Source organism: Vibrio sp. E150_011, from assembly GCF_053544015.1.
This window is the reverse complement of sequence record NZ_JBHFOL010000001.1, coordinates 466,362-481,859: the sequence shown is the minus strand read 5'-3', so window position 1 is coordinate 481,859 and position 15,498 is coordinate 466,362. Positions and strand designations below refer to the sequence as shown.

Genomic DNA, 15,498 nt, shown 5'->3' with positions numbered 1-15,498 from the left:
TGCTAGCCTTCAGAGACAGCGGCGTAAACCACAAACTCAACCAGCATTTCTTCTCGTGCTAGCCCAGCCACAACAATGGCGGCTCGGTTCGGGTATGGCGCGGTAAATTGCTCTGCATAGACAGCATTAACCGTTTTTAGGTAGTCGCGGTCAGTAACATAAATAAGTACCTGCAAAACAGAATCTAAGGATTCGCCTGCGCACTCTAAAGTATGTGCGAGATTGGCAAAGGTTTGGCGAGTTTGTGCTTCGATACCACCTTCGACAACCGCGCCTGTTGCATCAATTGGGATCTGAGCAGTATAGAGAGTGCCGTTGTTGACTACTGCCCATTCTAGGGGGGCTTTCGAGGCAAAAAGTGCAGTTTTTACAGGCTGTTTCTTTGTTTGAATGTCCACGTATAAATCCTACTTTGTAACGGCTATGTTTCAAGATGGTTAAATACTGCCCTTTGATATATGATAAATCTAACGGTAAATATCGTGCATTTGATAATAAAAACTTATCACCATGCGCTGAGCAAGGTGAATAAAGGGCTGATGAGGAACTGACCCCATGCGTATTAAGCTCCAACAATTGAGTCATTTTGTGATGGTGGTCGAAGAAGGCGGGTTTAGAGCCGCTTCTCATCGAGCGAATCGTTCGCAAGCTGGGCTGTCGACATCGGTTAAAGAATTGGAGAAAATTTTAGGGCAGCCTTTGTTTGAATCCGGTAATAAATCGACCCTAACGCCATTCGGTGAAATCTGCTTACCTAAGATACGTAAATTTCTTAATGTCTATAGTGCGTTGGACAATGATCTCCGCGCCGCCGCCGCTGGTCAGCAAGGAAGAGTAAGAATTGCCAGCGTCCCATCGGTGGCTGCTAAGTTAATCCCTAGTGTGCTGGGGGCATTTTGCGAGCAGTATCCTCACGTCGAAGTCAGTTTAATTGATGATAACGCGGCGGGCGTGGAGGCGAGATTATTATCCGGTGAAGTCGATCTCGCCCTTGGCAACGCTTCGAATCTAGAGCAAGAGTCGATTGATTTTACCCCTTTGATTTCAGACCAAATAGGGGTCGTCTGTCTAAAAGACAATCCTCTCGCCGCTAACCCAGAGGGTATTGAATGGCAGACACTGCTAGAACAACCTTTCATCCGCAATGGGACGTGTACGTTGTTAGATGCCACGCCTGCAAGAGCGCTGAGTGAACAAGCGCTGTATTCCGTTGAAAATATCACCTCTTTGTTTTCTGTCTTAGAGTTGGGGATTGGGGTCACAACGTTACCGAAATTGGCCTTTCCCACCAACGAAACTCGATTGATCTGGATTCCATTGATTGACCCGCCGCTTAAGCGTCAAATTGGCATTTTTCGTTTGGCTGACCGGACGATTTCTCCTCAAGCTCAAGCATTTTATGATTTGTGCGTACAATATCTGAACTACCAACCTGAAGAGGAGCACCCTAAGCATGGCAGTGGCTAAACATGACAACATCCAAACCAAAATGATAAAAAATCATGCAAGCTATCACTTAACGTGATTTTTAATCAACGCTTGAGGACGTTATAGTGTCTCCAACGCGATGAAGAATACGTAAATAAACACAATGAAGAACCAAGAGTCGTCGATGTCGTTGACCGTTCGCGCTTGTGGTTAAGGTTGCCCTTCATCGCTAGGCTATTTTTCATAAGTAAGATAGATGAGGCACTTAAAGGAGACGCAAGATGAAGATGAGCATTGTGAAAGTAGAAGCGCAATATGACGCGAAGTTATGTGATGTGATTAAATCGGTTGGATTGGAATATGGCGCGGTAGGGGAAGGATTTGGTCCCTCTGACCCCGAGGTTGAATGTATGAGTCAACATTACACTCAGCACAATCGCAGCCTGTATTTGGTCGCATTGTTGGACGGAAAAGTGGTGGGGGGATGCGGCCTTGCTCCATTTGGCGTCGATGATAATACATGTGAGTTAAAGAAGTTGTTCTTGTTAAAAGAAACCCGCGGTTTAGGATTAGGAAAACGTTTAGCGAATGCGTGTTTAGAGTATGCACAACAGGCGGGTTTTAAGCGTTGCTATTTAGATACCTTATCAAACATGACGTCTGCCGTTCGACTGTATGAGAATTTGGGTTTTGAACATTTACCCCAACCGTTAGAAGGCACGCTCCACAATGGCTGTGATGTATGGATGTTAAAGTCATTGTAAGGCGCGAGTCTGCCACGCGGGAGAGATAATGAATAACTATAAGTTGTTGCGGCCTTTATTGGTCTTACTGGAAACGCGAAGCCTCACGTTGGCGGCAAGCCGATTAAACGTGACACAATCGGCAATGAGCCGAACGTTATCTCAGATTCGTACGGCTTTTAACGACCCGATATTGATTCGTGAAGGTAAGCAGTTTGTTATTAGTGCCAAAGGTGAGCGATTACTCGAGCAACTGCCAATGCTGCTTAATAGTATTGATGATCTTTATCATCCTTCTGAGTTTGTCCCAAGTGATTGCTCACGAAGGTTTTCGCTGGCTTACACGGGATTTTTCTCTGAATCGATTGTCCCCCTTATCTGCAGTACGATCATGGATAGTGCCCCTGAAGCGAGTTTTCATAGTGAGTTATGGCAAACTCAAAATCTGACCATGTTGCATGAAGGTGACGTTGATATATTGGCGACCACGCTCGATCAGTTTCCTGATAACGTGCATGGTAAGAAATTGATTGAGGATGATTATGTGGTCATCATGTCGAAGGACCACCCGTTGGCTCATGCTGATCTCACACAAGACATCTACTTTTTGGCAAAGCATGTATTGGTTCATGGGATGAAAGAAATGAGGCAATACGTGAGTGAGCAGTTTGATCTGCATGAGCAAGAGCGACGCGTGCTCGCCAAAACACCATCGTTCTTATCAGCGTGTGAATTGGTGGTGCAATCACAAGCCTTTGTTACTGCGCCACTTCATATTGCGGGCTCGCTTGCTCAATCTCATTCCATCGTCGTTAAACCGTTGCCATTACCGCAACCAAAACATCACTACTATTTACTCTGGCACAGCAAATATCAAAGCGACCCTGAGCATCGATGGTTCAGAGACCAATGTTTTATGTTATTGCAGCAGCACTTAAAGCAAACACAACAACTCGGGAAAGAGTTAATCAAGCTCGATTAAGAATGATGACTGAATAGATTGAGCATGGCTTGGATTCCTTTGGATTGGACGGATGAAATCTAGGTTGCTTGATTTGGATGAGAGCCACCTCACAGTTGGTGGCAGAAAGAAATGCCACGTAATGATAGCTGCTTTCCAAAAATAAACATCAACAGTAACCATCAACCACATTGTCATATACCGCTGGTATTATTTGGTCACGATGAATTTCAAATGAAGTGACTAACATGACGTGGTTGACATATCGAGCCCTTAATAGCGTTCCCAATGATAAGGTTCTTTACACTCTAGTCTCGGTACTGGCGATCCTTTTTGTCATCGTGGTTGGTTTCTTTGGGATTGAAGAGAGACTGTGTGAGTACTTTTTGTTGTAGCTACCGTCGATAATGTTTGGCGGGGAAATACGGCAGAACAGAGGAACAATATTCTTTTCTGCCGTAATTAACTAATTAACTAATTAACCAATAACCGGTTTAATGGTTGTTAAATGTCACTTCATAAACACCAGAGAACACACTACCGTAACCTTGAGCTTTCGTACCTAAGCCAAGGTCGTCCCAGTCGGTCATTTTAGTGAAGCCTTTAAGTGCAACAAGTCCTGTAACTGGGTCATAGGCAGTAATCGCTAACCTTTCGTCAAACTTAAATGTATCTTCGACTACCGAGTATTCTAGCGTACCGTAAGAGGCATTATGTGACCAACTTGTACGAATGGTTCCATCATCTAGCGCTAGGTACATATTGTCACCTTGATAGGCTTCTTGGTACAGCTGCATATATTCCGTTTCTTTAGGGTTTTGGTCGATACGACGCAGCTTAACGGTGCGGTTTTGCTCCGAGAACAAATCAGCAATACTTAAACTATTAGCGCTTTGCCCACAGCTTTCGAGAGCATTTATGTAACTGTTTTCTGTATGGAGGGATTCAGGCTGGTCTAAATTGTCATTCCAACCGCTATCGCCTGTCGAACATGCACTGAGGGAATTGTCAGTGTATAGCATTGAAGCCCCGAAGCTAATCGTTGAGGTGCTGTCTGTACGGACCGCCGCAATAGTGTAACGTTCATCCTTGTTGAGGGGGGTGTTAAAATCAAAATCAATACCTAGATCGCCCGCTTTTTCTGTTGGGTATGGTGTTGAGTTGATGTCGTAGCATTCCGTTGATTTGGCAACTAACTCTTTATTGCCATTGTATAAAGCAAAGGTTTTAAAGGTGCTTAATACGTCATTACACGTCCAATTAACGGTACCACTTTCGAAATATAAGTCAGCATCATCAGATTGTAGCTCTATCCCCACCTTCCCAATGTTGTACCCACCATTCTTCATTGGGTAGTAATAAACGAAATCTTGATTATTGCCTTTTGAGTCCAAGTGTTTCTCTGCGTCTGATTTAGACGTATACCAGATATCATTTGAACGCTCGGTAATGGTAGCAGAAGTATCGCTGACACTGACAACATAACGGGATGATAACGAACTATCGTCCGATTGCTCATCGACTAGATCGGCTTTGATGCTTAGTGTTGAGGTGGCGCTGTCATCGTTAATATAAGTGCCGGAAATTGTCTCACCATCGGTCGTGTATTGACCAATTTCAATGCTAGGTTCGGCACAGGCGCTTAATGGGTCGATAGGTTGAGTGGCTTCACTGTCGTCAATAAACCATATTTTACCGTCTTCTAGTTTAATGGATTGACAGTAAACCTCTTTATAGAACTCATCAGTTTCAATTTTGTATAGTACTTGTCCTTCTAATATATGGGGGACTTCAATATTAGATTCGGCGACGATGATATTGAACACTGCTTCTGCTATATCGGCGTTTATGGCATCTTTTGCAGATATTGATACGGTGTATGCGCCTGCTTTACTTGGTGTCCCAGCCAGCGTAATTCGTTGCTCTCCGGGATGAGCGGTGACAATAAGCCCTGGTGCATTGGTTCTTGCTGATAGGGTAACGTCACTTTCGCCATCATCGTTAAATAAGGTGTCAACGGTGTAGCTCGTATCAAATTCAATACCCTGCATCAATTCATTAGTATCGAATACCTTCTGCAATGCCAATTGAGCATCATCGTTTACTGTTGGTGGAAGATCAGGAGACGTCACTGTTACTATTAGTTTAGCTGGGCGCGATTTAGCGCCATTAACATCTGTTGCAAATACATAGTACGTAAAGGTACCGGCGACCGTCGCTTCCGTGGATATGATACTACTACCATCTCCGATGATGCTTAATACAGGGCCCTGATCATTGGATTGAATACTATAGGTAATTTGATCGCCATCTTTATCATTGAACCAAGTCGTGAGATCAATTGAATTGGTCATTTGACCGAGTTCAATAGCCACATTCGATTGTTCTTTAAGGTTATTTGGTCGATGGTTCGGGGTAACAATAATGCTACCTTGACCGTCAGAATCGATATTCGGTTGGTAATCAGTAAGCTCATCGGATGTTTTATCTTTGATGGAACCAGCGACTTCTTTCGCTATATCTAAGCCATTATCACCTTGCGCGTGATCAACGAGAGTTTCGCCGATAACTTCAAGGTGTTTGTTACTTTGTTTCACATAGTCACCGAAGACATCTTCAGCTGAAACAACCAAGCCTGCATCCGTGAGGCTTGCGACAACTTGCAGTTTTGCCTCGTCAAGGGGTGTACCCGCTTGTACTTTTTGAACCACGAGGTCAGTTAAAGGCGTAATTACAGTCGAACCTTGCGGAGCCTTTAAATCAAATGCCTTAGCAACAGGGCCACGAGATGAATCAATAGTCTGGTTCATCACAGCGCTGACACAAATTTGATTTTCTTGGTATTTGCTGTCTATGTTTAATTGACCGTTTAAGTCAGTTTGATTTATCAGTACTAAATCACAAATACCATTATTATTAGTGTCCACACTGACAATCGCATTTTGTAAATAACCGTCAATTGCGGTGACGGTAAACGAACCACTGTTAGGCAATGATGAAGTCTCGGAAGAATCCCCACCACATCCACTTAGTACCACTGTAGAAATTGCTGTTGCCAGCAATGTTTTTTTAGACAACCAGATATTGGTCATGTTTAACATCCTGTTTTTCATTAATTATAATTGTAAGCAAGTGTTTATATAAGCCAGACTTGCGGCAAAACTATAAATAACTACATATTAAATATCTATGATTGATGCGTGTCATATGCATGATTTTATACGGTTTTGTGCGATTTTGTGTCGTATATCTCGTGAGTGAAAAATAATTAAAATAATATATTGCTTATTGCGATTTCCTTTGTTTTGTTGCCGAGTCTTCTAATTAATTAAGATTAATAGATGTGGGTTTTTTACATGGTAGCTAGTTGGTTGTTACGAGAAGTGAGACATAGAAGAAACCACAATGTCTTATATTATCAAAAATAGCCTTGGCTCTTTATTTGAGAAAATCAAAGAACTCCATTCTTCTTATAGATAAGTAAGTATATGCCATAACGAGTGGTATCATCGACAATGACAGAATGGTGCCCTATATGAACTACTTTGGTGCAATTTTCCTCCGTGTAACCGTCGTTATGCCGTTAATGACTTAGACCACCTCTCTTTTCTAGTTATTCTCTATTTTTATGAACAGGTATAAAAATTGCTATGTAATCAATAAAATAGAATCAAAAGGATTTGAGATGGATCTGACTCATTCAGAAAAGCATTGGTTGCCGTGGTTTGGACAAGCCGGAAAAATAGCAATGAAGGCATCGTGTTTTGCGAACCGGAATCGAATTGTTGAATTAGAAAAGACGTTTGAAAGTATTGCCGAGACGCGGGTAAAGCTTCTTACTACGTGGGCGAAGAATCAATGGCGTTTTCTAGAGGATGCGGCTTTTTATCTGTCTTCCAAACCAGACAATGAATATTCAGAAGCGTTGGGGTTATTGCTGGAACGTGGTCGAGACTTTTCCGAGCTTTTTATTGTTGATGCGGCAGATAGTGTTAGTCACTCAACGTATCGAGCACATATAAATACCCGCGTTACCGAAAGAAAAGCGCTGGAATTAGGTCGACAAAAAAACTTTTTACATGGTCCATATGTGGACGCCTTAACACTGAAAATAGGTCCCTCATCGTCTAAGTTTCATGATGCGGTTACGCTCATGTTCTACCAGCCTTTACTGACCAATGATGGTGAACAACGTATATTATGTGGCCGAGTACCGAACGATGTGCTTGGCGACATAATCCAACGTGAAGCTGGGCATATTTACAGTGAATCGGGTGATAATTATCTTTTTATGGTTGATGCCAAATTCGATGCCTCTATTCCTCAGGGTACGGCACTTTCTCGTTCACGATTTGAAGATAATACCTTTTCCCACGGAGAGAACCTGAAACAAGGCATTTCGACGGAATGGGGCACGGTGAAAATCAAGCACCATACTGAATTCGAAGTTATGTTTAATGACCCCGCAACCAACCAGCTTCATCCTGGAGTGAGAGAAACGATTCGGCATGGTAGTAATGTGTATGTGGCGTATCCGGGGTATTCCGATTACCGACATATCCCGGTGATAGGAAAAGGCGTGACGTTTACGCTAGCGGGCTCTCCCGATAGGTGGGGAATGATGTGTGAGTCTGATTTAGAAGAAGTGCATCGACATCGTTCGCTTTCCAGACGATTAACGTCTCGGTTCTTTATGTCTGCACTTCTTATCACTTCGCTGCCTTTAATACTTCAACACTTCTTGTCTTGGTCTGCAGCACTGAGTGCTGGTGTTTCTTTGGTGTTTGCAATGTTGATGACAGTATTGTTTCAACAGTTGACCGCCAAACCATTGGCAAGAAGCTTAGAGCAGATGACCGGTGTGATGAAGGTATTGGCGGAAGGGGATGGTAACTTAACGCAGCGGCTTGATGCGACAAAATTTAAATCGGATGAGACCGGAGATCTAGGGCGTTGGACCAACAGTTTCATTGATAACCTTGAGACCGTGGTATCGGAGCTCGTTTATGCCAGTCGCGAGGTGAATAAGGTCTCCGAGTCGATGTTTCGTTGCAGTCAGCGATTGTCGAATTCAAGTGATGAAACGGCACATTCTATTGCTCAACTACTCGATTTATCGGGTAAGCAAGGGCATGAAATACAATCTGCTAATGATAATGCGCACGAAATGCACGGTCTGATGCAAGACTCGGTTGAACATGCGCAAAATGAATATGAGAAAGCCAGAGACAACGCCGAGTCCATTAAATCGATAGTCCAATCGTCGGCGATTAGTGTGAACGATGTGAATACTGAAATGGAAAAGATTGGCGATATCGTCACCCTTATTACGGATATTACGGCACAAACCAATTTACTGGCGTTAAATGCGGCGATTGAAGCAGCGCGAGCGGGAGAGCATGGTCGAGGGTTTTCTGTTGTGGCGGATGAGGTTCGAGTGTTAGCGAACAGAACCGCCCATGCGGCACAAGATATTGGGCAGTTGATGGATAAGTTACGTCAGCAGTCAGAAAAAGCCGTAGGAACGATGCGACAAGGCATATCGAATGTAGAGAGTCGCTCCCAAATTGTTGACGCTTCCCCAAAAAATGATCACCTTCAGAGCTCTGTGAACTCACTCTTTGAAGTGATTACTGATCTGGCCAGCATGAGTGCGAGCAATGCGACAACCGCTGAAAAAGCCGCTCACTCGACAGACTCACTTCAAGGACAATCACAACAATTGGCACGCCGTACCGCATTAATGCAAAATGCGATCTCAAGACTCGACCAGCTTGTAGGGCGCTTCGAAGTGTCATAATTGCTTACAGAAGTTCATGTTTCTGTCATATTTAACGATTATTTTAGGTGGCGTAGTGAAGGAGTACTATGTCATTTAAAATTAGAAAACAATTTGCCTTACTCTCAGTGTTTACGGGGCGTGCGTTGGACCCCAATGTACTGCCCATCGCTGATTTGGATGGCCATTTTGAGAACCGTTTAGGCTCAGTGATGACACTGAGCCGTAATGCAGAAGTTATTCATTTGGAATTAGGCCACTGCACGCAAGAAGCCAGTGTAATGAGTGGAACCGAGATCCAATTTCAAGCTGGCGCGTGCTTTGCTAAAGCGACAATGAGTATGGTGGAAGGTCATACATTAAATCAACAAGGGGATGTCTTGTATATAACGCCCTCAAATGCCGATTTGTCTGGTTATTGGTATAAATAGTGATGTGGAAAGTGCGGTTGAGCAACTAAGCACTAACGGTAAGAAATAAAAGAAAAATCTAGCCCCGCTCATTGATTTGCTCGGGGCTTTTATTGTTACTCATAATCGATAGGCTAATGATATCGATTATGAGTGGTATCGGTTATCTGGCAGGTGGACTGCTAATGTGACCATCCGCTACCAGGCAAAGGTCTGAATGACATTTTCTTTGGTGATAGGATTCATCGCAATATTCTGATTGATGCGACCTAGAAAGGTATCACGTGCCGCCGGCAACATGCCACGCATGGGGGAGATATTGTTGCCGTGGTCACCCCAATAATAACAATCAAACCCATTCATGTTTTCTAGTAGATATTTTTCTTCTTCTAGAATTTGTAAAGGCGTCGGTAAAGTAAACTCACCACGCGCGACTTCTCTTTCAAGCTCAGATCCAGGTTGTATGGCTAAGGCCATGGGAGCGATGGCATCTGGCTGCATAATATTCAGCAAGCTTGTCGTATTTACAGCGTGTTCTACTGAGCGTTCTTTACCGCCTAATCCAAAGATAAATGAAGCAAGTACTTTGATGTTAGCGTCTCTGGCCAGCGCCATACCTTCAATTGCATGTTCACGCGTCATCTTCTTTTTGATGCGCTTCAATACGGTTGGGTCTCCAGATTCGAGCCCTGAGTAAGCCATTGTTATGCCAGCAGAATGAATTTCTTTTAATTCCGATAAACTTTTGCGGCGAAAGTCGTTAAATCCTGAATATAACGAAATGTTTTTAATCTCTGGAAACGTTGTTTTGATCTTATCAAGGATAGCAATCAGCATTTCGGTTCTGATCGCCATGACGTTCCCGTCGATCAGAAAGATGGATTCAACGTATGGGTAGAGGGTTCTGGCTTCTTCAATATCAAGAAAAATGTCCTTAATATCGCGAACTTTAAACCTTTTATCGTCAAACATCGTGCAGAAGGTGCATTGGTTATTGCTACATCCGAGTGTGGTTTGGATGAGAATACTCTCTGCTTCGATCCAAGGACGATAAATTTTACCTTCGTAATGCATAAGTGTTCCTAAGCTAGATGTTGAGTTGACCAGCGCAGTGTAGCAAAGGACAAAAAATTGATAATAATCACTATTAATGAATCAGTTTTTAGAAAATATTGATAATGGTGGTAGTAGAGTGAAGGTGTTGTGAGGCGGAGTGTTTTATAACGAGCGTAGGGTTTGTAAGTGTCGCTCGAGTATATTTCCGTAATGCATTTAACCTTATGTGCATAATGGGTTACCATCTATGACTATAACGTAACTATTTGAATAAAATGGAATTGAAAGCGAATGTTGTTTGAACAGATTGTCGAAATTATCGAATTTACTGATAGTGAACACCTAGCGAAGGCGATGGATATTTTTAATCAGACAGGGACCGTGTCTGATGAGCACTTACCTTTTCTGAGTGTGGTATTTGAACAAGCCCCTGAGCAACTTATTGCTCGCTTGGTGAGTATTGGGTTTAAAGGGCAAGTCGTTATCACACGTATAGAAAATGCGGCTGGAGGTAAAGGCTACCTACTTATCGATGCTGAGCGAATAAAGGTTGATGAGCTTCTACCATCATCACGACGTTTGTTTGAGCCTGTATAAGGATAGTTTTTTCAACACCTTAAGACGCAGTGTCAGTTAAATATCGCATGTGGAATTTTGATGAATACCGTGCTGCCTGTGAGAATCATAATGGAGTGTGCTGATTACCAAAATCAATCCAATGTTGACCGTCTTTTTAGTTAGCACAAAGGTGTCCACCGTAGGGTTTCTGAATAAATCGTCAAGCCTTTATGACGGGAACGTATGCTATTTATCGATAGTTCGTGTTTTTGCTTTATTGGTAGAGAATGTTACGGTCTGTTTGGTCACGGAGACAAACGATTAAAGGACTTCAAACGGCAACCCAGAGCGAAATTATGTCTGACACCTTTGAACGTTATCGGGCTCCGCACAGCCCAGCCCCTCTATTGCGAGTATCTCACTTATCGAGATGTTATTTACTTATATCATTAGGTAACGCCTTCTGCTATCACGTCATGAAAAACGGCTTATTCGTGCGTCGGCGATCAAAGTACAGTGTGTGGATGCTGACGGTATTGATAGTGAGTACACCATTTATTGACGTGTATGCAGCAAGTTCGCCTGTGAATAAGCCCCTTTCTACTCTAAAAACATCGAGCATTAAGCATAAAGATACCCCTCTGGAGGCACGTCACTTAGTAACAAGTGCAGGCGCCATGGTAGAAATTCAACGGACAGATAAGTCTGGCAACTCAACCGATTGCTTGATGGATGCTAAGACGAAGCAAATCCTAGTGTGTGCAGATAAAAAATAAGTAAATCATTAATTACGAGCTTTGTTTGCAGCTTGGTTTGCAGCCATGGTAGAGGATGTATGTTTTTAACGAATCTTTTATCGCATATCACTTTCGAACACCGAATAGGTCGCCAAACAATTCTCTGAAATAATAGTGCCTGAGTTTGTTCATAGAAAAACGTGCAGTATAGTGAGATTCACGTTTTTAAAGCGGCAGCTAAGTTGGTTGCAGAAGGAATACTTATGGATATTACGATCACGACTAACCCATCCGCGCAAGATGTGGAAGATATCCGTGACGGGGTGATACAACACAATTTATCAAAGCTAGGAGAGGTGTTTTTTACCGATTTTGCTTGCTTCACTTATTACGCTGACGGCACAAAGTCAGGTGGACTCACTGGCGAGATCTTAGGGCAGTGGCTGAGTATTAAGTTCCTGTGGGTAGATAGCCAATCTAAAGGACAGGGTATTGGTAGCGAGTTACTTCGCCAAGCTGAGCAGTTTGCATTAGAGCATAACTGTCACTCCAGTCTTCTCGATACATTTAGTTTTCAAGCAAGGCCGTTTTATGAGCGTCATGGGTATCAGGTAGAAATGACCTTACGTCAACACCCTATATCCACTAGCGAGCGCTACTTTATGACGAAAACACTGTCGTCATAAATGCCTCATTTTAATGGCCATGGGCGATTAAAAAAGCCAGTTCATGTGAATGACTGGCTTTTTTAACGTGCTTTGAGGTGCGTATTTCGAGACTTGCTTACCGTGCGTGAAAATTAACCTTCAGCGCGCTTAACTCGAATCTTGCTCTTAGCAACGTCAGTCAGGTTCAAAGTAGAAATGGCTACTTTCGCCTCGTCGTCATTCGGCATGTCAACAAATGCAAAGCCCTTCGATTGGCCCGTTTCTTGGTCAAGTACGAGTGTACATTCACCGACCGAGCCATGAGCTGAAAATAGAACACGGATTTCATGTTCAGTGGTTGTGCGCGCGAGGTTGCGAACTAAAAGTTTCATAATGAACCGTTGATATTGGAATTCCAAGTGGGATTGTCTCAGGTTCACGAGTGCAAACCAAGAGATTAATGGCGCTAATTGTATTTTGTCATCAATTGATGTTCAGATTGACGGCAAAGCCGTTGCTAGAATATTTATTGCGCGTGTTAAGTTGTTTTTGAGCAATAGGTTTTGTGAGAGTAGACTGTGTGCCTAAACATAGATTTTAATGGGTGTCATGTGACTATGAATCGTCATAATATTGTTGGTGCGCTTTTTGCCTTGATTGCTTTATTTTTGAGTGTCTTATTTATTGTAGAAGGTTCGAAGTTCTCTATCTATCAGTGGATCCCTGAAGCTTTTCATGGACTTGTGTTTAGTTTTGTGTGGGGATTTGGTGTCTCAACGTTTGTTGGATATGCTTATGCTGCGATGACATTTGTGACCATTGCGGTGGTCAGTTTTGCGTGTGGGCATAAAGTGAGCCGTCTATTTAGTCATTCAGATGAAGGCTAAGCGAACGACAACTCTTGCCTTTAACATTGTCTATTAACCATTGTTTAATAACACAAGGATCACGTGTTGAAAAAAATCGCCGTCATGTCGGATATCCATAGTAATGTACACGCTCTTAAGGCGGTAGTCGCTCATGCTAAATCAAAAGGCGTGAGCGATTTTATCAACTTGGGGGATATTCTATATGGTCCCATCGCGCCAAGAGCCACCTATGACTTTTTGCAATCGTTGAATGCCGTCACGATCTGCGGTAATCAAGATAGACAAATCTACCAAGCTACTCACGCTGAAATAGAGTCCAACCCAACCATGCAGTTTATTTTGCAAGAACTGGGGGAAGAGCCCTTAGAGTGGATGCGCCAACTTCCTTTCGACTGCCACATTAATGATGATATTTATGCTTGCCATGGTACCCCTTCTGATGATTTGGTCTATCTTCTTGAAGAGGTCAGTTCTGGGTGTGCCAAGGTTAGAGAAGATAAAAATATTATTGAATTATTAGGTCATGTGAGCGCACCTATTGTGTTGTGCGGTCATACTCATATACCTCGGAGTGTACAACTTTCAACAGGGCAGATGGTTATTAATCCAGGAAGTGTGGGCCTGCCAGCTTATGAAGACGATGCGCCTTTGCCACATCGAATGGAAACGTATTCTGCGATGGCGTCATATACAGTAGTGGCTCAAAGCTTTGATGGCTCGTGGCAGCCCGAATTTTATAAAGTACCCTATGATGTTGGTGAGGCGGCAAAAGCAGCCAGTGCTCGACACAGAGATGATTGGGTCCATTTCTTAACGACTGGGCGATGTTTAGCCGAAGAGTAATGCATCGCCAGCTAAAGCAGTATGAGGAGCTCAATTGACCAATTTACAAACACTGTCACCGTCAGAGGCAAAAAAACTCGTACTCCTGTCCCAGTTATTACCAGCAAAATCGCAGCGAAGTAAAGCACGTAAAGAAAACAAAGCAAGTGAAGCCACACTGACGGTGATCGAGCAGCTCGGGTATATTCAGATCGATACGATCTCTGTAGTACAACGTGCGCACCATCATACGTTGTGGTCCCGAAATAGAGGCTATCAACCTACTCATCTAGACCAGCTTACCCACGAGCGAAAAATCTTCGAGTATTGGGCTCATGCGGCCGCATACTTACCAATGAAAGATTATCGATTCACTCTATTTCGTAAGCGGGCATTTAAGAATGGCAGTCAACGTCATTGGTACCAAAGTGACGTAGCGTTAATGGATCAAGTTCACAGCAGAATCAAAACTGAGGGGCCATTGCTAGCAAAAGATTTTGAAGGCAGTGGTTATAAAAATAAAGGCTGGGGCACTAAACCGGCAAAGCGGGCACTGGAATGCTTGTTTATGCAGGGGGATTTAATGATTACGGAGCGCCGTAATTTTCATAAGGTGTATGACCTTACCGAGCGCGTGCTTCCTTCAGCTATTGATACTCGAGTACCGACTGACCGAGAGTATGCCCAGTTCTTACTCACCCAATACCTAACGGCGAATGGCATTGGGCGGTTATCGGAAATGACATACCTGTTGAAAGGAATAAAGCCAGTCGTAAATGTGGTCATCAACGAGATGCTTGAAGACAGAAGGTTGGTCAGCGTAAACATCAAAGGTGATCAGTACGTGATGTTTCCTGAGGCGTTAGAGCGGCTAAAATACCCACTTTCACGCTCGAAAGCGGCGATACTGTCGCCATTTGATAATGCATTAATTCAACGAAAGCGAACGAAAGCGTTGTTTGATTTTGATTATCTACTCGAGTGCTATGTGCCAGAAGCAAAAAGACAGTTTGGTTATTTTTGTTTACCCGTGTTGTGGAATGGTGAGCTGGTGGCGAGGATGGATTGTAAGGCCAATCGAACCACGATGACGCTAGAAGTTCGTCATTTATTCGTTGAAGCTAAATTACGAAAAATGGATAAATTCATGTCGGCATTAGAAGCAGAGCTGCAACAGTTTGCGAATTTTAATGGTTGTGAGTCGTTTAAGATTCTCCGTGTTACCTAAATGAGTAGTACGATGTAAGAAGAGTGCATACCTAGAGGGTAACGAGAACAGAACAGTATCTAGTGATCGACAAGAGTGATAAAAAAAACGCAGCGGGAGAGCGCTGCGAAATACAAAGATAGTAATCAAAACCAGAGGGCTGAGTTTCTGGTTGTTTTTTAGGATTTGGGTACTTGATAGTAACGCTGAGATCATAGCGATTTCCCGTAATGGGGAGAACTCGACTAAAGGGGTATACGTCGCGTCAAAGTTACAAACTA

The 15,498-nt window shown here is 43.2% G+C and carries 16 protein-coding genes; 12 read left to right on the top strand and 4 right to left on the bottom strand.

The annotated features are described in order from the left end of the window. Positions 1-2 precede the first annotated feature (2 nt). Entirely contained in the window at positions 3-398 is a 396-nt protein-coding gene (locus ACE1OE_RS02020; RefSeq protein ID WP_102469084.1) for a RidA family protein, read from the bottom strand. A gap of 157 nt (positions 399-555) precedes the next feature. Between ACE1OE_RS02020 and ACE1OE_RS02015 the strand changes: the two genes are divergently transcribed. The 4 genes from ACE1OE_RS02015 (at position 556) to ACE1OE_RS02000 (ending at position 3,527) form a co-directional block, all read left to right on the top strand. Beyond that, complete coding sequence (locus tag ACE1OE_RS02015) at positions 556-1,467, top strand: LysR substrate-binding domain-containing protein (RefSeq protein ID WP_449209921.1); 912 nt, start codon at positions 556-558, stop codon at positions 1,465-1,467. Positions 1,468-1,709: 242 nt separating this feature from the next. Beyond that, a complete protein-coding gene (locus ACE1OE_RS02010; RefSeq protein ID WP_102469086.1) occupies positions 1,710-2,192 on the top strand; it encodes a GNAT family N-acetyltransferase in 483 nt (160 codons plus the stop codon). 28 nt (positions 2,193-2,220) lie between these two features. Then, entirely contained in the window at positions 2,221-3,153 is a 933-nt protein-coding gene (locus ACE1OE_RS02005) for a LysR family transcriptional regulator (RefSeq protein WP_449209920.1), read from the top strand. A 227-nt stretch (positions 3,154-3,380) separates the two neighbouring features. Continuing rightward, positions 3,381-3,527 carry a hypothetical protein gene (locus ACE1OE_RS02000; protein WP_157933708.1) on the top strand — a complete coding sequence of 49 codons (147 nt, stop codon included), beginning with the start codon at positions 3,381-3,383 and terminating at the stop codon, positions 3,525-3,527. Between the two features lie 99 nt (positions 3,528-3,626). Here ACE1OE_RS02000 and ACE1OE_RS01995 read toward each other — a convergent pair whose 3' ends face one another. After that, positions 3,627-6,224 (bottom strand): hypothetical protein, encoded by a 2,598-nt coding sequence (locus ACE1OE_RS01995; RefSeq protein ID WP_449209919.1) that lies wholly within the window; start codon positions 6,222-6,224, stop codon positions 3,627-3,629. Positions 6,225-6,817: 593 nt separating this feature from the next. Between ACE1OE_RS01995 and ACE1OE_RS01990 the strand changes: the two genes are divergently transcribed. Next, a complete protein-coding gene (locus tag ACE1OE_RS01990; RefSeq protein WP_449209918.1) occupies positions 6,818-8,932 on the top strand; it encodes a methyl-accepting chemotaxis protein in 2,115 nt (704 codons plus the stop codon). A 68-nt stretch (positions 8,933-9,000) separates the two neighbouring features. Next, positions 9,001-9,342, top strand: coding sequence for a hypothetical protein (locus tag ACE1OE_RS01985; RefSeq protein ID WP_449209917.1), 342 nt, complete (start codon positions 9,001-9,003; stop codon positions 9,340-9,342). 177 nt (positions 9,343-9,519) lie between these two features. On the opposite strand, the gene ACE1OE_RS01980 is transcribed toward ACE1OE_RS01985, so the two are convergent. Beyond that, entirely contained in the window at positions 9,520-10,395 is an 876-nt protein-coding gene (locus tag ACE1OE_RS01980; RefSeq protein WP_449209916.1) for a radical SAM protein, read from the bottom strand. A 273-nt stretch (positions 10,396-10,668) separates the two neighbouring features. On the opposite strand from ACE1OE_RS01980, the gene ACE1OE_RS01975 reads away from it, so the two are divergent. The 3 genes from ACE1OE_RS01975 to ACE1OE_RS01965 all read left to right on the top strand — a co-directional run bounded on the left by ACE1OE_RS01975 (position 10,669) and on the right by ACE1OE_RS01965 (position 12,358). Continuing rightward, positions 10,669-10,974, top strand: coding sequence for a hypothetical protein (locus ACE1OE_RS01975; RefSeq protein ID WP_449209915.1), 306 nt, complete (start codon positions 10,669-10,671; stop codon positions 10,972-10,974). A 503-nt stretch (positions 10,975-11,477) separates the two neighbouring features. Then, positions 11,478-11,711: a hypothetical protein gene (locus tag ACE1OE_RS01970; protein WP_372060193.1), complete on the top strand. Its 234-nt coding sequence runs from the start codon at positions 11,478-11,480 to the stop codon at positions 11,709-11,711. A 224-nt stretch (positions 11,712-11,935) separates the two neighbouring features. Further along, positions 11,936-12,358 (top strand): GNAT family N-acetyltransferase, encoded by a 423-nt coding sequence (locus tag ACE1OE_RS01965; RefSeq protein ID WP_449209914.1) that lies wholly within the window; start codon positions 11,936-11,938, stop codon positions 12,356-12,358. Positions 12,359-12,471: 113 nt separating this feature from the next. On the opposite strand, the gene ACE1OE_RS01960 is transcribed toward ACE1OE_RS01965, so the two are convergent. Further along, positions 12,472-12,711, bottom strand: coding sequence for an RNA recognition motif domain-containing protein (locus ACE1OE_RS01960; protein ID WP_102470423.1), 240 nt, complete (start codon positions 12,709-12,711; stop codon positions 12,472-12,474). 225 nt (positions 12,712-12,936) lie between these two features. Between ACE1OE_RS01960 and ACE1OE_RS01955 the strand changes: the two genes are divergently transcribed. The 3 genes from ACE1OE_RS01955 to ACE1OE_RS01945 all read left to right on the top strand — a co-directional run bounded on the left by ACE1OE_RS01955 (position 12,937) and on the right by ACE1OE_RS01945 (position 15,238). After that, entirely contained in the window at positions 12,937-13,206 is a 270-nt protein-coding gene (locus tag ACE1OE_RS01955; protein ID WP_449209913.1) for a hypothetical protein, read from the top strand. Positions 13,207-13,269: 63 nt separating this feature from the next. Next, positions 13,270-14,031 carry a metallophosphoesterase family protein gene (locus ACE1OE_RS01950; RefSeq protein WP_449209912.1) on the top strand — a complete coding sequence of 254 codons (762 nt, stop codon included), beginning with the start codon at positions 13,270-13,272 and terminating at the stop codon, positions 14,029-14,031. Positions 14,032-14,065: 34 nt separating this feature from the next. Then, positions 14,066-15,238, top strand: coding sequence for a winged helix-turn-helix domain-containing protein (locus ACE1OE_RS01945; protein ID WP_449209911.1), 1,173 nt, complete (start codon positions 14,066-14,068; stop codon positions 15,236-15,238). The last annotated feature ends 260 nt before the right edge of the window (positions 15,239-15,498 follow it).

Excerpts from the sequence above, each read along its gene's own strand:
- ACE1OE_RS02015 (WP_449209921.1), top strand. The coding sequence starts at position 556 with ATGCGTATTAAGCTCCAACAATTGAGTCATTTTGTGATGGTGGTCGAA.
- ACE1OE_RS02010 (WP_102469086.1), top strand. The coding sequence starts at position 1,710 with ATGAAGATGAGCATTGTGAAAGTAGAAGCGCAATATGACGCGAAGTTA.
- ACE1OE_RS02005 (WP_449209920.1), top strand. The coding sequence starts at position 2,221 with ATGAATAACTATAAGTTGTTGCGGCCTTTATTGGTCTTACTGGAAACG.
- ACE1OE_RS02000 (WP_157933708.1), top strand. The coding sequence starts at position 3,381 with ATGACGTGGTTGACATATCGAGCCCTTAATAGCGTTCCCAATGATAAG.
- ACE1OE_RS01995 (WP_449209919.1), bottom strand. The coding sequence starts at position 6,224 with ATGACCAATATCTGGTTGTCTAAAAAAACATTGCTGGCAACAGCAATT.
- ACE1OE_RS01990 (WP_449209918.1), top strand. The coding sequence starts at position 6,818 with ATGGATCTGACTCATTCAGAAAAGCATTGGTTGCCGTGGTTTGGACAA.
- ACE1OE_RS01985 (WP_449209917.1), top strand. The coding sequence starts at position 9,001 with ATGTCATTTAAAATTAGAAAACAATTTGCCTTACTCTCAGTGTTTACG.
- ACE1OE_RS01980 (WP_449209916.1), bottom strand. The coding sequence starts at position 10,395 with ATGCATTACGAAGGTAAAATTTATCGTCCTTGGATCGAAGCAGAGAGT.
- ACE1OE_RS01975 (WP_449209915.1), top strand. The coding sequence starts at position 10,669 with ATGTTGTTTGAACAGATTGTCGAAATTATCGAATTTACTGATAGTGAA.
- ACE1OE_RS01965 (WP_449209914.1), top strand. The coding sequence starts at position 11,936 with ATGGATATTACGATCACGACTAACCCATCCGCGCAAGATGTGGAAGAT.
- ACE1OE_RS01960 (WP_102470423.1), bottom strand. The coding sequence starts at position 12,711 with ATGAAACTTTTAGTTCGCAACCTCGCGCGCACAACCACTGAACATGAA.
- ACE1OE_RS01955 (WP_449209913.1), top strand. The coding sequence starts at position 12,937 with ATGAATCGTCATAATATTGTTGGTGCGCTTTTTGCCTTGATTGCTTTA.